The organism is Coprococcus sp. AM97-35 (assembly GCF_027697525.1).
Lineage (GTDB): Bacteria > Bacillota > Clostridia > Lachnospirales > Lachnospiraceae > Allocoprococcus > Allocoprococcus comes.
Window position 1 is genome coordinate 34,555 of the sequence record NZ_JAQESL010000012.1, and the last position, 16,238, is coordinate 50,792.

Here is a 16,238-nt window from a genome sequence, read left to right on the forward strand (position 1 = left end):
ATGAGAGGATAATGAGAGATGGACATCAAAGAAACCGGTAAAAAATTAAAACCGTTTGCACCCGTTCTTTCAGTTGCACTGGTTACGGCGTGCGTGGCAGGCTCCTTAAGCGGATATGAAGCGCCGGTCTATGCAGCGACGCAGGAAGAAACACCGATAAAAGAAGAGACAAAAGAGAAGAAAGAAGAAAAAAAAACAGCAGACAAAGGAACATTTGACTTGGAGGATGGTGTGTATAAGGGAACCGGAACCGGGTATGCAGGAGACATCACCGTATCGGTACTGATCAAGGACAAGCAGATCGTTTCGATTGATATTCTGAGCTCTTCCGATGATGCGGCGTTTTTCACGCGTGCGAAAGCGGTGATCGACAAGATCATCGAAGGACAGACGCTGGATGTGGATACTGTATCGGGAGCAACGTTCAGTTCCAGAGGAATCATCAGCGCGGTAAAAAATGCGCTGACCGGGGAAAAGGATACCAGCGAGACAGGACAGGCGCAGTCCGGTCAGACAGGGGCGGCGGCAGGAAGCTCAACTAGTGTGGCACAGGTAGAAGATGCGGCAGCGTATAAGGACGGAACTTATTACGGTTCGGGAACCGGATTTGGCGGTCCGCTGAAGGTTATGGTAGAAATCAGCGGAGGGAAGATCGCATCCATCCAGATTGTGGAGAACAGTGACGGAAGCGATTATATTTCCAAAGCAGCTTCTCTGATCGATTCTATTATTACGACACAGAGTACTAATGTGGATACGGTGTCAGGGGCAACCTATAGCTCTGTCGGAATTATCCAGGCAGTCCGGGATGCACTGAGCCAGGCGGCGGTAAACGGGACATCGGATGGCACACAGGATAACAATAGTAATAACAGCAATAACAATAGTTCGTCAGACGACAATAATTCTACTGTGACCGGAACCGTTCCGTACAAGGAAGGAATCTATTACGGAACGGCAGAGGGTTACAGTGGAGATGTATCCGTTGCGGTCGTGATCCAGGAAAAGACGATCAAAGCAATCCTGATCACAGAAAGCTCAGATGACGAAGCGTTCTTCAACCGTGCAATGGATGTTGTGAAAAAGGTGATAAGGACACAGAAGACAGACGATGTAGATACGGTGTCAGGAGCAACCTACAGTTCCAAAGGACTGTTAAATGCAATCAAGAATGCACTGAAACAGGCAGAGAAAGTGACAAATGGAGAATCCATTGATGAGAAGCCGGATCTGACTGATCTGAAAGAGCTGATCGAGAGAGCAGAAAAGTTGGAAGAAGATAAATACACAGAAACAAGTTGGGCAGTTCTGCAGACCAGACTTGCGGACGCACAAGAAGCACTTGAGGAAACAAAACAGACTATTGTGGATAAAGCAGTAGAAAAGCTGAAAACAGCAATTGCTCAGCTGGAATCAAAAGATGGAAAAGACGAGGAAAATACAAAATATGTCAGTGGAACTTATGAAGTGACCGTTCCGTGTACGCCGGATGAAGACGAAGGCTTTGAAGAGTATGAGCTGACAATGTCGGTGGAGATCCGCAACGATAAAATTGTGTCAATTACGGATATCACAGGCGATGGCGCAAGCAGTAATGACAGCTATATTAAGAGAGCGGTAAATGGTACTTCAAGTATAAAAGGTGTGGTATCCCAGATCATAGATAAAGGAATGCCGGAGGATATTGATACTGTTTCCCGTGCAACCTGCTCTTCCAATGCAATCCTGGAAGGATGCAAGAAAGTACTGGAAGAAGCAGAAAGACCGACAGATATGGAGGCTGAATAACAATGAGAGAATTCTGGGTAAGACTGGTAAGTATGCTCGCAATCGTGGGAGTTCTGCTGGGATACAATTCAGTGCTGGATGCGCGTGCGAAAGAAGATGAGATCGCCCGGCTTTCCGCACAGGTTGCCGGAAACGGACAATCAGACAGCGAAAATGGAGGTTCCACAAACTACAAGGACGGAACCTATACCGGGGAAGCTGATGGATTTGGCGGAACGATCCAGGTAGAAGTAAAGATTGAGAAAAGCAAGATTGCAGAGATCAATGTGATATCTGCAGAGAAAGAAGACGGAGCATACCTTTCCATGGCAAAGGATATTATTCCGGAGATCATCGATGCACAGAGCGCAGATATAGATACGATCAGTGGTGCGACATTCAGCTCGACCGGAATCAAAAATGCATCGGAACAGGCTCTGGAAAAGGCGGTAAAGTAACGTGAAAAAGATGGATATTCATAATTTAACGGCGAAAGATATAAAAAAATTACATATATGGCTGAGAGCATTGATCCAGATACTGTATTTCCTGTTTATCCCATCTGTGTATACAGCGGCATTTGCCGGAGTGAAATACATATTTACACAGATCGGTGCAGGGGGAAAGGTTGCCATGACCACTTTCGTGACAGTGCTGGTTGTGATCTGCATTTATACGATCCTGTTCGGAAGATTCTTCTGCGGATTTGCCTGTGCGTTCGGTACGATGGGAGACGGCGTGCATGCACTCTATGTGTGGATCTGTAAAAAAATGAAAAAGAAACCGTTTCAGATTGCAGAAGCGTGGACAGAAAAACTCTGCTATCTGAAATATATTGTACTGGCACTGATTTCAATCTTGTGCTTTGCAGGCGTATACAGCAAGGCAAAAGGAACCAGCCCATGGGATGTATTTTCCATGCTCCATGCCGGCAACTTTAAGCTTGGCGGATATCTGGTGGGACTCGTCCTTCTGGTTCTGATCCTTGCAGGAATGTGCTTTGAAGAACGTTTTTTCTGCAGAAATTTTTGTCCGATGGGAGCAGTTTTTTCGCTGCTTCCGATCCTGCCGTTTTTCGCTCTTCACAGAGATCGGGAAAACTGCATCAAAGGATGTAAGGCATGTACGAAGAAATGTCCTTCTAACATCGGACTTCCGGAAGATGGATCGCCGAGGGTAGAAGGTGACTGTTTCCAGTGTCAGAAATGTATTGATACCTGCCCGAAAGGAAATATTCATACCAGTGTAAAAGGAATTTGCGGAAATGAATTTTGGTTTACGATTTTGCGGGCAGTAATCTTACTGATTCTTCTGCTCTGGCTGGGTGTATAGAAGATGAAGAAGAAAGATCTGATACTTGGAGCAGGAATTATTGTGATTGCGCTTGCGATGCTGCTTGTGATGCAGCTGACGAGAGGGGAAGAAGGAAATCAAATCCGGGTTACGCTGGATGGGAAAATCTATGGAACGTATTCCTTATCGAAGGATCAGACCATCGAAGTAAAGGATGGCGATTTTTATAACCGGATCAGGATCGAAGACGGAAAGGCGTATATGGAAGAGGCAAACTGCCCGGATGGATACTGTGAAGAGCAGGGAAAGATCAGCGGGCATACACAGACAATCGTCTGTCTGCCACATAAGCTCGTAGTAGAGATTCTGGAAAATGAGAATGACCAGAGCTTTGGAACTTCAGATCCGGAAGATGTAGCTCCGGATACGATCGCAAAATGACAAAGGAAAAACAGATGAATAAAAACAAAAAACTTGCCAATATGGCAATGCTGGTTGCGCTAGCGATGATATTTAGTTATGTGGAAAGCTTAATACCGATCAATTTCGGGATACCGGGAATGAAGCTCGGAGTTGCCAATCTGGTGACAGTGACCGGGCTGTACTTTCTGGAACTTCCGGAAGTATTTCTGGTGGTAGTTATGCGAATCCTGCTGACCGGCTTTTTATTTGGAAATGGAATGTCGATCGTTTACAGCCTGGCAGGAGGAATCTTAAGCTTTCTGGTCATGGCGCTGATGAAGAGGCTGAAAGGATTTTCCGTAGCCGGAGTCAGTATCGCCGGAGGCGTGTCACATAATATCGGTCAGATCATCGTGGCATCAGTTGTGGTAGAGAATCTGAAACTGATCTATTATCTGCCGGCACTTCTGATCGCCGGTACAGTGACCGGATTTGTGATGGGAATGATAAGTAAAAAGCTGCTTCCGATCGTAAAAAGAGAATCGGAGAGAGTGGCACAGATAGGTTAATTTTTTTGATTATGGGTTAGTAGAAACTAACTTAATAATAAATTTTATCAACAACAAGGAGGTAATTATGGGAAAGGGAACAATTAAGACAAAAGCTATGACAATGGCTGTGGCGATGTCGATGGTAGCTGGACTTTGTCCGTCGACGGTGTTTGCGGCAAACAGTGAGGATGTAGCGAAGGTTCAGGATGGAACATATACAGGGATTGCAGAGTGTACACCGGATGAATATGAGGAATTTGAAAAATATGATCTTTCTGTAGAGGTAACGATAGAAAATGGAGTAATCAAATCTATAGGAAATATCAAGGGAAATGGAGAAGAAGATAATAATACTTATATTACGAATGCTGCTAACGGAACGAAAAAGGATCCGACAGGTGTTGTACAGCAGATTATAGATGCCAATGGAACAGATGGAATCAATGCAGTATCAAGAGCGACGTGCTCATCTAAGGCGATTGTTGAGGCTGTAAACAATGCATTAGAAGAAGCAACTAAGAAAGAAGAAAATAAAGAAGAAAATACTGTAAAGACAGAGGATCTGCAGGCTGTAATCACAAAAGCAGAAGATTTAAGTGAAGCCGATTATACAGCTGAATCATGGAAAACAATGCAGGATGCACTGACAGCAGCGAAAGATGCTCTTGAGAAAAAAGAATCCCAGACAGCAGTAGATAGTGCAAAAGATACCTTGAATGCAGAAATTGCTGCACTTGTAAAGAAAACACCAGATGTACAGAAAGAAGTCTATGTGTTAATGAACATTCCGTATGCTGACTTCTATAAAGCAGAAGGAGTAACAGGTGCGGATACTGTTTCATCAGCAACAAAGCAGAAAACCAGAGCTTCACTTGCAGCAGGTTCTTATCATGTAAACAGTGACGGTTCTGATATTACAGGTGTGACATTCCCGATTAAGATCAGTGATGCATCTGTATTAGAAAAATATATGCAGATTACAGATGATAGTAAGGTGGATATTACAACATCAATTAAAGGAAAAGAATCAACAACAACATATAAGGGAAAAGATGCATTGTTTGAAAGCGCAAGCTATTCTTATTATATTTTAAGCGACACGCCATCTTATTATAAAGAAGCAACGGTAAATGCAGATGGAACATTTAACTTCAGTGAGGTAAAAGGAGAAGATTCCAAAGTAAAGACTCTGTCCGATGCTACAACAAAATTTAAAACCTCGTCTGATTATGGTGATTACCAGTTAAATATAGATGGTCTTCCAACAAGTATTAATACAGTATATGGTGTAGTAATTAGCACAAAAGAGGGAAGTAGTTATGGACTTCGCCATGTGGAAAATATCTGGAAAAAAGCAAAACTTGCATGGAGCACTGGATTTGTAACAGAATCACATGGGAACAAACTTGATTCCAAAGATTATGTTGCTATGATGGGACAGACTATCGATAAAGTAACTTACTACACAGATGATGGTATTTATGAAATCCCGATGGACCAGAAAGTAGCGAAGAAATTTGATGGCGAAGTATCAGTGGCAGATATTTCTATCAAATCAGATACAACATCTGTTGTGGTAAGTGGACTTCCAAGTGATTTTGAAGAAGAATACAAAGTTGATGGAATCGGAATCGATGAAGATGCATATTCTGTGGAAATTAAAACAGAAGGTAAGACTACTACAAGAACAATTAAATTCAAAAAAGCTCTTACAAAAGGTCGATATACCGTTACACTTAGCGATAGGAGTGGCACTTATGTACCGATTTCAACTACTTTTAATGCTTATACAGAGACAATGCCGGTGAAATATAATGAAGATAATAAAGAACCAGCAGTTGTAAAGAATGACGATGTTAATGAAGAAGAATTCCAGACATATTTAAAAAATATTAATTCTGTTACAGTGAACGGAAAGAAATATGCAGCATCTGGAAAGAAAGCAGTAAAACTAATTACAGAAGATGGAAAACTTGATCTTACACAAGATGCGTTTAAAGATGCAAAGGCAGGAGACGCATTTACTGTAACAATTGCAGAAGATGGATATCAAGCATACACATTTACTTATAAAGTAGCAGGAGAGGACAGAGAGTATTCCTATGTTTATGTAGGAATGAACTGGTCAGAATACTGGGCAAATGAAGGTGTGTATGCAGCCGGAAATGCCGAAGCATCTGGTGTTACTGATTCTCGTAATGAATATGATAAAGGCGCTTTTGATACCGTTACAAGAGCAACTGCAAATCATGGCTTACATAGAGGAAGTTTTCAGTGTACGGCAGTGATTAAAGATACAGATGGTAATCAATATAACCTGTCTTACTGGGACAAAAATGGAAAAGCAGTGATGACAGATGGCAGCATTTATACAAGAACTACAAATGCAGAAAAGAAGGCTGTATTTACTGCAGAAGATGGAAGCTCATTTATTCAGGCAGATTACAAAGTGACTGGTATAAAATATGTTCCTGTTAAAGTGAAAACAGCAGATTTAAGTGCATTGAAAGAAAAATATGTGGTTGTAGAAAATGGAGGCACATTGATTGGCGGATTTTCTGAAAACCAGCTTAAATCATATACAGCAATTGCAGATGTAACAGCGAATACGAATGGTCTTAAAACAGCAGAAAAGCAGAAAGATGGTTCTTTCACATTTTCAGCAAGAACAACAGGCTCCTATTCTGGATTAAAGGATACACAGCTTGAAACTGCTGATGTTACTCCAAATATTAGAGAAGGGGAAGCTGTTGGAAGCTATGGAGAATTCATACGTGTGGATTTAAATGGTAACTATGGTGGTCTTGGTTCTGCGATGCAGGCTGTCGAATGGACTTATTATGGAAATGATTCAACTTATACAACACCGGTAAGAACATTTGGAACAAAATTCGCGGCAGATAACTGGATGCACAAATCCATGGGTATTCAGCTTGGACTTACAGAATCTCTCAGATGTGAACTTCCAGAAGGAACAGATGGAACGGGTTACTGGAAATTGACTGTATATGGACTTGGCTATGCTGATTACAGTTATAACTTTGAAGTCGGAACAGAAAATATAGCGAAACCAAAAACTGCGAGTGAAGAAGATAAAAAAGCTTTACAGGCTAAAATTGATGAAGCAAGTGCATTGAAAGAATCTGATTATACAAAGGATAGCTGGGATAAGATGATGAGTGAACTGGAAGAATCGAAAGAACTTCTTGCGTCAGACAATCCATTACAGTCAGCAGTAAAAGAGCAGACAATTCACATGACAGAGGCAATGGAAGCCCTTGTAAAAGTAGAACATTCAGTTGACACAACAGAGATTGAAAAAGCAGTTGCAGAAGCAGAAGGACTGAAAGAATCTGATTATACAGCAGAGAGCTGGGCAGCATATCAGGCAGCACTTGCAAATGCGCGCACAGCACTGGAAACTAAGGAAAGCCAGGAAGCAGTAGACAATGCAACAGCAGCATTAAATGCAGCAAAAGAAAAACTTGTCAAAGCAGACGAACAGCCGGTAACTGTAGATACCTCTTCTCTTGAAAAAGCAATTGCAGATGCAAAAGCGCTTAAAGAAGCAGATTACACAGCAGATAGCTGGAAAGCACTGCAGAGCGCACTTTCAGATGCCAAGAAAGCACTGGAAGCAAAAGAAAGTCAGGAAGCAGTAGATAATGCAACAAACAGCCTAAACAAAGCGATCAAAGCACTTGTAAAGAAAGACAGCTCATCCGTAAAGAAGACAGATGGTACAACCAATGGATCCAAGACAAGCGGAAGCGATTCTGTAAAAACAGGAGATCCGGCAAGCGTATTTGGATGGTTAGGACTTGCAGTTTCTTCACTCGGGGCTGGTATTGGTGGATTTGCTTGGAAACGCAGAAAAAGAAAATAATAAAAAGATATGATTTTTAACAAATCATAGGATCCGGAAAGTCGGCAGACGGCGAGAAAAAGCCAGTTCTGCCGGCTTTTCTTGCTATTTACCGAACGAGAATGTATAATTTTTGGTAAAAGTATGATTTTTCGCATCGGAAGTATAGTTTTTGATAAATCCTTTATTATGTCTTATCTAAAATAAGAAGTAGGAAGATTATCAGGAATGGGGAAAAACGGTATGAAATTATTAAAACTTGTGATCGTAGATGACGAACCGATCCTTCTGCAAGGACTGGTTAAGACGTACAACTGGAACGAGATGGGATTTGAAGTTGCCGGTCAGGCACAGAGCGGGGAGCAGGCAATTGAAGTGATCAAAAAAGTGAAGCCTCATGTAGTACTGACGGATATCCGGATGAAACAGATTTCCGGTCTGATGGTGATGGAAGAGATCCAGAAGACAGAGCTGGATCCGGTTTTTATTGTGCTCAGTGCATACCGTGATTTTAATTATGCACAGCAGGCGTGTGATCTTGGTGCATATGCATATCTGCTGAAACCAATCGAGGAAGATAAACTACAGGAGACCATGCAGGGCGCGTATCAGACCTGTATGGAGAAACTGGAGAGCGAAGAGCGTTATGAAAGCTGGGAAAATATGGTCCGAAAAGATTCCACCAGTTTTCTCCAGGTTGTTGTACAGAAATATTTACAGAATAAAATTTCCTATGAAAAAATGCAGAAAGTATTTGCAATCTTGAAAGATGTGATCGAAGAGGGCGACCGTTTTATTGCAATGTGTGTGGATCTTGATCTTACATATAAGATTACGGATGCACTGAATTACGAAGCAACCAGGCTGGAATTGATACAATCTCTGGAAGAAATGTTTTCAGAGCGGTATTTTTTCTGGCATTTTGAAAAGGCAGAAGGTTGTCATGTATTTCTGATCAAGACAAAGGAAAATGCGACAGTGCGCGAGATTGCGCAGATTCTGGAACAGGTTAAAAGGGAACAGAAAAGTCCGGTTACTGCATCGATTTCCAAACCGTATAAAGGACTGGATGGAATCCGCCGAAGTTACGAAGAGGCGCAGGGACTTTTCGAGCCAATCTGCAGCAGTGCCACAAATGAGAATACTTTTTCCATACCTGTGAAAAAGGAAGAAAAAGCGGCAAAAAGTGATTGTGAAGAGGCAGGACTTACGATCGTCAATGCTGTTCGGAAGAATGCGTTTAAAGAGTTAAAACAGGCTTTTATTGCGTTGATCTACGCACTTCCACATGAGGAAAAGTTACAGATCCGTTATATACATAAGGTTATGCTGCAAGCGGAGATGATGCTGAACGATACTTACGGAATGACGGAAAAACTGCAGAAACAGTTCCGGAATTATTATTCGAATATGGAGAGTCTGACAGCAGCACAGGCGGTAGATGTCAGTTATAGGATCCTCGGAGAAGCAATTGAGGAACGGGAAAAATACGCAGAAAGCGGAGAAAATAAATGTGCAAAGGAATATATGACAGTGGCACTTTCTTATATCGGTGAGCATTTGCAGGAGGAAGAACTTTCTATTGTTCAGGTGGCAACGCAGATTTATCTGAATCCGGTATATTTCGGGCGTGTATTTAAAAATACATTTCATATAACCTTTAAAAAGTATCTCTTACAGCAGAGAATGGAGAAAGCAAAGAGGCTGATCCAGGATGGATGTGAGAGTATAGGAACGGTATGTGAGCAGGTGGGAATCAGCAATGCATCCTATTTTTCACATTTATTTAAAGAATATACAGGAAAATTACCGAGTGAATACAAAAAGGATTACGAAGAATGAAGAAATGGGTGATTAAATCCGGAATACAGAGAAAATACCTTCGATATATAATGGGGCTGTTGTTGCTGGCAATTTTGCTGTCAAGCATCGGTGTTTGGATTTATGTAAGGCAGAGTCTGACCACAGAGGTTACAGATAAATATGAATTTTTAAATGAGAAGATGGGGCTGGCTCTGGATACACTGTCAAAAGAGGCGGATGAAGGGACAGCAGAATGTATTACTTACGATCAGGTTCAGGAAAGTCTGAAAAAAGCTTCATTTGCAGATGTGGAAAAGAACTCTCTTCAGAAATATTTTGCCTATATGAATCTGGATCATGTGGCAGAATACTGCTATGTGGATAATAAAAATAATGTTTATGCCAGATCCTACTCGCATATTGATTATGAAGATTTTTCAGACAGCCATCTGGAAGATTACATGGGAGATTCTTATGCGAAAACACAATGGTTCTGGGCGAAGGATACTCTGTTTGGGACGGAGAAAGAAGCATTGTTTATCGGAAGATATGTACACAGCATGGAATACGCCAGCAAACCAGGACTGCTGCTCATCAAGATGAATGACAGCTTTCTGGAAACGATACTTGGAAAGGATCGGAGTATGACAGATGAAGTGCAGATCGGAATTCTGGATAAGAAGGGGAATTTATGTGCTGATTGGTGCCCGAAAGGGACGAAGATTTCGGATGCGGTAAAACAGGAAGTCTATAAGATCAGCGCACAGGAAACAAGTGGTATTCTTGCAAAAAGCCGGAGAGTGAGCGGTGGTGTCTGCTCCATTTACAAAGAAAGCAGCTCTGAAATGACGGTGTTCACAGTCGTTCCGTCGAGTGTAATGACACAGGGAACGATGAGGGTACTTACGGTGCTGATCGGGATTTATCTGTTTGTGGCAGTGGTAGCGGTTGTGCTCAGTATCTATTTTTCCAAGCGGTTCACCAGTCCGATCCGGGAGATCAGTGAAGAGATGACACAGTTTGACGGAAATGATTTCAGTCGCCTGATTGAACTGAATACCAATACAGAACTGGATCAGATCGGACATTCCTACAATAAGATGCTAAAAAATATTGAGAATCTTCTGGCAGAGATCAAAGAACAGGAAGGGGTGCTCAGACGGACGGAGTTGAACATGCTTCTGGCACAGATCAACCCACATTTCCTTTATAATACGCTGGATACAATTTACATGCTTGCGCGGATAAACGGAGAAGAGACAACCATGAAGATGATTCAGGCACTTTCCAAATATCTGCGTCTGTCACTCAGCAAGGGCAGTGATATCGTGACGGTGGAGGACGAACTGGAAAATGTAAAGAGTTATATGGAAATCCAACAGATCCGGAATGCAAATCTGTTCCGGTATGAGATTGAGTGTAAGGTGGAAGAGAAGAGTACGTGGATGCTGAAGCTGATCTTGCAGCCACTTGTCGAGAACGCGATCAAGCACGGATTCTGCGAAATTTATGAGAATGGTCTGATCCGGATTGAGATTGCGAGGGAGGATAGCCAGCTGAAAATCGTGGTATTCAATAATGGGAAGCCGATTGACCGGGAAATGATGGAAAAGATCAATGCCTTAAACGGGCATCCGATTCTGGAGGCGAAAAAATGCTTCCAGGATAAGGAACACGGATATGGAGTGGTGAATGTACTGACCAGACTGCGGCTGAAATATGGAGAGGATGTGCTGTTTTACTATGAGGCAGAAGAAAATGGAACCCGGTGTACAATCCAAATTCCGGATGACGGAAAGGAGAAACGTGATTTATAGAAAATATTTGCAATCGGTGTTTTGTATCGCACTGGTTCTGACAGTGCTGACCGGATGTGGTAAAAATACGGGGCAGACAAGCCGGAGCACAGAAAAAAAGGAGATTGATATTCCGATCATTCTGACGGTAGATCCGACTTCCGGCAAGAAAACGGAACAGGATGTCGTTGATGCATTTAATGAAGAATATGCCGGTACGTATCATATGCAAGTGGAATGGATCATGGAGACGGAAGAGGAATACCGAAAAAATCTGAAACGGTTAAATGTCACAGACGAGCTTCCGGCTGTGATCTATGATGTGCGCACCCTGCCGTCCTTTTATCAGATGATGGTTGCGGATGGACGGATCGAGAATCTGAGTCCGTATCTGGAAGAGGATGAAGAGTGGAGGAATATGATCGAACCGGCGGTGATGGAAGGCTGTACGGATGAGGATGGCAATATCTATCTTGGACCGATCAGTACGGCGGCATTTGCGTGCGCCGGCATGTTTTGGAATCCGGAGCTTTTTGCGGAAGCAGGGATTGAGAAATTCCCGGAGACATGGGAAGAATTCTGGGACTGCTGTGACCGGCTGCAGGCAAACGGAATCACACCGCTTGGACTTCACACTGAAGGAACCGGCTGGGCGCCGATGCTGATTGCAACAGCAGAGGCAGCACACACGGAAGAAGGCTATGCATTTATGAAAGAGCTTCTCCCAGAAAGCTATTCCAATGATACCGGTCTTGAAATTGCAGAAACCTTGCAGAAATTGTTTCGGTATACAACAGAAGATGCAATTCATGCTGACTACGATGTGGCATACAATAATTTTGTCACAGGAAAGGTGGCAATGATTCCGAACGGATACTGGATGATCGACCAGTTGCCGGAAGAATGGAAAGAAAAGGTAAGATTTTCCGCATTTCCGGGAAATAAACTGATCGCCTCACCGGAAACCTTTGGCTGGGCGGTGGTTTCCACTTACAGCGAGGAGGTCAAAGAAGGAGCGGTTGAATTTTTGAAATTTCGCACGAAATTCAATCTGGAAGAGAAGAAAGAGCTGATGGACAAGAACGGACGCACTGAAATCAGCCAGCTCCTTCAGGATTATGTAAATGCCTACAATAACAATCCGCAGATCGTTCCGAACTATCAGGTGAAATGGAACTCCATCCTTCAGGAAGAGACGATCGGGGAGTGCCTGCCACAGCTTGCCGCCGGGAAAATGACGCTTGCGCAGATGGTGGAGACTGCCGATGAAAGTATCCGGGAGTATGAGAAAGAGAGATGATGGGAGGAGAAGGCTGTTGGTGTCATTTTATCAATAACAAATTTTTTACATTTCGAAAAGTATATTTTTTGTTAAAGGAGGTTTGCGATTTGTTACAGCCTTTGATTGGATTCTTGCTATTATTTAAGCATAGAAAAGAAATCCAGACGAGGAGGAACGGAAATTATGAAAAACAAAAAAAGATGGCTGGCACTGGGGCTGGTAGGAATCATGACACTTGGATGCTTTGCAGGATGTGGAAGCAAGAGCGATGGCAAGAGTGCAGACGGTAAAGGGGACAGCAGCAAAGGATCTGTATATTATCTGAACTTCAAACCGGAGCAGGATGAACAGTGGCAGCAGCTGGCAAAGGATTACACAAAAGAGACAGGTGTAGATGTAACGGTTGTTACAGCAGCTTCCGGAAACTATGAAACCACTCTGATGAGTGAAATGGGAAAGAGCGGAGCACCAACATTATTCCAGGTAAACGGACCGGTAGGACTTGCAAACTGGAAAGATTACTGCTACGACTTATCTGACACTGATGTTTACAAAGAACTCACAAGTGATGATTATGCACTGAAAGACGGAGATTCTGTAGCAGGTATCGGATATGTTATTGAAACATACGGAATTATCGCAAATAAGACATTATTAAAAGAAGCAGGATATACACCGGATGACATCAAATCTTTTGCAGATCTGAAAAAAGTAGCAGAAGACATTACAAATAGAACTTCTGAACTTGGATTTTCTGCATTTACTTCAGCAGGTATGGACGGATCTTCTGACTGGAGATTCAAGACACACCTTGCAAACCTTCCGATCTACTTTGAATATCAGGATGAAGGAATTAACACAACAGATGCAATCAAAGGCACATATCTTGACAATTATCGCGATATGTGGGATCTGTACATCAACAACAGCACATGCGATCCAAAGGATCTTGCTGCAAAGACAGGTGACGATGCAAGAAATGAATTCCTGAATAAAAAAGCTGTATTCTATCAGAATGGTACATGGGAATATACACAGCTGATCGATGGCGGTCTGACAGATGATGACATGACCATGCTTCCGATTTACTTTGGTGTAGGCGATGAAGCAAACCAGGGACTCTGCACAGGTACAGAAAATTACTGGTGCGTAAATAAAGACGCAGACGAAGCTGATATTCAGGCTACATTAGATTTTATGGACTGGTGTGTAACTTCAGATGAAGGAACAAAATGTATGGCAGACGATATGGGATTCAACATTCCGTTTAAGAAAGCTCAGGAATCTCAGAATCTCTTTATCAAAGAAGACAAACAGATGACCGAAGACGGAAAGACTCCGGTAGCATGGAACTTCTCAACAATGCCTTCAGAAGAGTGGAAAAATGGTGTTGGATCTGCACTGACAGCTTATGCGGCAGATCAGACAGATGCTAACTGGGATGCAGTAGTAAGTGCATTCGTAGATGGATGGGCATCTGAATACAAGCTTGCAAATGAATAAATAAGTTGCATAAAAAGAACTGACCTAGGGGCAGGCGGCTTGCCTGCCCCTTTTAAGTGAGAGGAGAGCCTGTACGAAGCGGGTTTTCTGGATATGGGAAACTACGTTTTTCCATATAAAAATAAAAAGTGAAATGAGAGCCACCTGGTAGGAAGATCCTTCCGGGCAAAAGGAAAAGAGGAGGATTTCTATGGAAAAGGCACTGAAAAAACATGCACCAATATTTGTTCTCCCAACATTTCTTGCATTTGTGATCGGATTTATCATTCCGTTTGCACAGGGATTTTATCTTTCTTTCTGTAAATTTACAACAGTAGGAAATGCAACATTTGTTGGAATATCAAATTATACAGCAGCGATCAAGGATACATCCTTTACGAGTTCATTTAAATTTACAGTATTATTTGCGATTGTATCGATCTTACTGATTAACGTACTGGCATTTGGCCTGGCACTGCTTCTGACACAGAAGTTAAAGGGCACCAATATTTTCAGAACTGTTTTCTTTATGCCGAACCTGATCGGTGGAATCGTACTTGGATATATTTGGCAGATTCTGATCAACTGTCTGCTTACGATCATCGGTCAGCCGCTCCTGGCACTGAATTCTTCAGCCGGTTACTGGGGACTTATCATTTTGATGTGCTGGCAGCAGATCGGATATATGATGATCATTTATATCGCAGGTCTTCAGAATGTACCGGATGATCTGATCGAAGCAGCAGAGATTGATGGAGCAGCAAAGTGGGATATCCTCTGGAAGATCAGAGTTCCGATGGTAATGTCTTCCATCACGATTTGTGTATTCCTGACACTTACCAATTCATTTAAACTGTTTGACCAGAACCTGGCTCTTACAGGTGGAGATCCGAACCATGCGACAGAAATGCTGGCACTGAATATTTACCAGACATTCTACGCACGTGCCGGAATGCAGTGGAAAGGTTATGGGCAGGCAAAAGCAGTGATCTTCTGTGCTCTGGTTATCATTATTTCACTGGTACAGCTGAAAGCAACAAGATCTAAGGAGGTGCAGCAGTAATGAAAAAGAAGAAAAGTATTGCAAATACAATATGGACAGTCATTTTAACAATTGCGGCGCTCGCCTGGGTTTATCCGATCATCATGATCCTGATGAACTCTTTGAAAAAAGAATCAGCGATTAGTACAGGAACTGCATTTAAACTTCCGACTGCAGATGCATTTGCAGGAATCGCAAACTATGTAGATGCCGTTGCTTCAAAAGGATTTTTAAGCAGTCTTGGATACAGTACATTTATTACGATTACTTCTGTAGTTGCTATTCTTGTATGTTGCTCCATGTGTGCATGGTATATAACCCGTGTAAATAGTCCGATTTCAAAGATTTTATATTATCTGTTTGTATTTTCCATGGTTGTTCCTTTCCAGATGGTTATGTTCACCTTGTCACAGACAGCAGATACCTTACATCTGAATATGCCATGGAATATCTGGGTGATCTATCTCGGATTTGGCGCAGGTCTTGCGGTATTTATGTTCTGCGGATTTGTAAAATCGATTCCTGTAGAAATCGAAGAAGCTGCCATGATCGACGGATGTAATCCGCTGCAGACTTTCTTTTTGATCGATATCCATATCCTGAAGCCTACCATGATATCCGTAGGTATTCTGGAAGCAATGTGGGTATGGAATGATTACCTGCTTCCAACTCTTGTACTTGATATTAAGAAGTATAAAACAATCCCAATGCTGATCCAGTATTTCCGCGGAAGTTACGGAAGAGTTGAAATGGGACCGATGATGGCAAGCATTATGCTTACAGTAATCCCGATCATCATTGTATATCTGGCAGGACAGAAGTACATCATCAAGGGTGTTGCTGCCGGAGCTGTAAAGGGTTAGAAAAATATAGTATAAATTTGGCGGACAGGTGTTGCTTGTCCGCTTTTTTCAGGTTTGACATTTTGATTGAAAAAAGTAATATTTTTACAAAG

The 16,238-nt window shown here is 42.3% G+C and carries 12 protein-coding genes; all 12 read left to right on the top strand.

Annotated features, from left to right (window positions below; genetic code table 11):
• Positions 1-18 precede the first annotated feature (18 nt).
• Positions 19-1,788: an FMN-binding protein gene (locus PG840_RS10195; protein ID WP_270613606.1), complete on the top strand. Its 1,770-nt coding sequence runs from the start codon at positions 19-21 to the stop codon at positions 1,786-1,788.
• Positions 1,789-1,790: 2 nt separating this feature from the next.
• Entirely contained in the window at positions 1,791-2,225 is a 435-nt protein-coding gene (locus PG840_RS10200; RefSeq protein WP_270613607.1) for an FMN-binding protein, read from the top strand.
• 10 nt (positions 2,226-2,235) lie between these two features.
• On the top strand, positions 2,236-3,099 hold the full coding sequence (locus tag PG840_RS10205; RefSeq protein WP_270613626.1) for a 4Fe-4S binding protein: 864 nt from the start codon (positions 2,236-2,238) through the stop codon (positions 3,097-3,099).
• Between the two features lie 3 nt (positions 3,100-3,102).
• Positions 3,103-3,501 (top strand): NusG domain II-containing protein, encoded by a 399-nt coding sequence (locus tag PG840_RS10210; protein ID WP_117823855.1) that lies wholly within the window; start codon positions 3,103-3,105, stop codon positions 3,499-3,501.
• Positions 3,502-3,515: 14 nt separating this feature from the next.
• Complete coding sequence (locus PG840_RS10215) at positions 3,516-4,031, top strand: Gx transporter family protein (protein WP_118217521.1); 516 nt, start codon at positions 3,516-3,518, stop codon at positions 4,029-4,031.
• Positions 4,032-4,098: 67 nt separating this feature from the next.
• Entirely contained in the window at positions 4,099-7,899 is a 3,801-nt protein-coding gene (locus PG840_RS10220; RefSeq protein WP_270613608.1) for a penicillin-binding Tp47 domain C-containing protein, read from the top strand.
• Positions 7,900-8,121: 222 nt separating this feature from the next.
• Entirely contained in the window at positions 8,122-9,720 is a 1,599-nt protein-coding gene (locus tag PG840_RS10225) for a response regulator (RefSeq protein WP_270613609.1), read from the top strand.
• On the top strand, positions 9,717-11,498 hold the full coding sequence (locus tag PG840_RS10230) for a sensor histidine kinase (protein WP_117557092.1): 1,782 nt from the start codon (positions 9,717-9,719) through the stop codon (positions 11,496-11,498). Before PG840_RS10225 ends, PG840_RS10230 begins: the two co-directional genes overlap by 4 nt.
• Positions 11,488-12,777 (top strand): ABC transporter substrate-binding protein, encoded by a 1,290-nt coding sequence (locus PG840_RS10235; RefSeq protein ID WP_243006427.1) that lies wholly within the window; start codon positions 11,488-11,490, stop codon positions 12,775-12,777. Before PG840_RS10230 ends, PG840_RS10235 begins: the two co-directional genes overlap by 11 nt.
• 165 nt (positions 12,778-12,942) lie before the next feature.
• A complete protein-coding gene (locus PG840_RS10240) occupies positions 12,943-14,262 on the top strand; it encodes an ABC transporter substrate-binding protein (RefSeq protein WP_270613610.1) in 1,320 nt (439 codons plus the stop codon).
• Positions 14,263-14,452: 190 nt separating this feature from the next.
• Positions 14,453-15,304 (top strand): carbohydrate ABC transporter permease, encoded by an 852-nt coding sequence (locus tag PG840_RS10245; RefSeq protein ID WP_117557088.1) that lies wholly within the window; start codon positions 14,453-14,455, stop codon positions 15,302-15,304.
• A complete protein-coding gene (locus tag PG840_RS10250) occupies positions 15,304-16,146 on the top strand; it encodes a carbohydrate ABC transporter permease (RefSeq protein ID WP_117834654.1) in 843 nt (280 codons plus the stop codon). Before PG840_RS10245 ends, PG840_RS10250 begins: the two co-directional genes overlap by 1 nt.
• Positions 16,147-16,238 lie beyond the last annotated feature (92 nt).

Coding starts and splice junctions, on each gene's coding strand:
- PG840_RS10250 (WP_117834654.1), top strand. CDS start 15,304: ATGAAAAAGAAGAAAAGTATTGCAAATACAATATGGACAGTCATTTTA.
- PG840_RS10200 (WP_270613607.1), top strand. CDS start 1,791: ATGAGAGAATTCTGGGTAAGACTGGTAAGTATGCTCGCAATCGTGGGA.
- PG840_RS10230 (WP_117557092.1), top strand. CDS start 9,717: ATGAAGAAATGGGTGATTAAATCCGGAATACAGAGAAAATACCTTCGA.
- PG840_RS10195 (WP_270613606.1), top strand. CDS start 19: ATGGACATCAAAGAAACCGGTAAAAAATTAAAACCGTTTGCACCCGTT.
- PG840_RS10225 (WP_270613609.1), top strand. CDS start 8,122: ATGAAATTATTAAAACTTGTGATCGTAGATGACGAACCGATCCTTCTG.
- PG840_RS10205 (WP_270613626.1), top strand. CDS start 2,236: ATGGATATTCATAATTTAACGGCGAAAGATATAAAAAAATTACATATA.
- PG840_RS10245 (WP_117557088.1), top strand. CDS start 14,453: ATGGAAAAGGCACTGAAAAAACATGCACCAATATTTGTTCTCCCAACA.
- PG840_RS10240 (WP_270613610.1), top strand. CDS start 12,943: ATGAAAAACAAAAAAAGATGGCTGGCACTGGGGCTGGTAGGAATCATG.
- PG840_RS10215 (WP_118217521.1), top strand. CDS start 3,516: ATGAATAAAAACAAAAAACTTGCCAATATGGCAATGCTGGTTGCGCTA.
- PG840_RS10220 (WP_270613608.1), top strand. CDS start 4,099: ATGGGAAAGGGAACAATTAAGACAAAAGCTATGACAATGGCTGTGGCG.
- PG840_RS10210 (WP_117823855.1), top strand. CDS start 3,103: ATGAAGAAGAAAGATCTGATACTTGGAGCAGGAATTATTGTGATTGCG.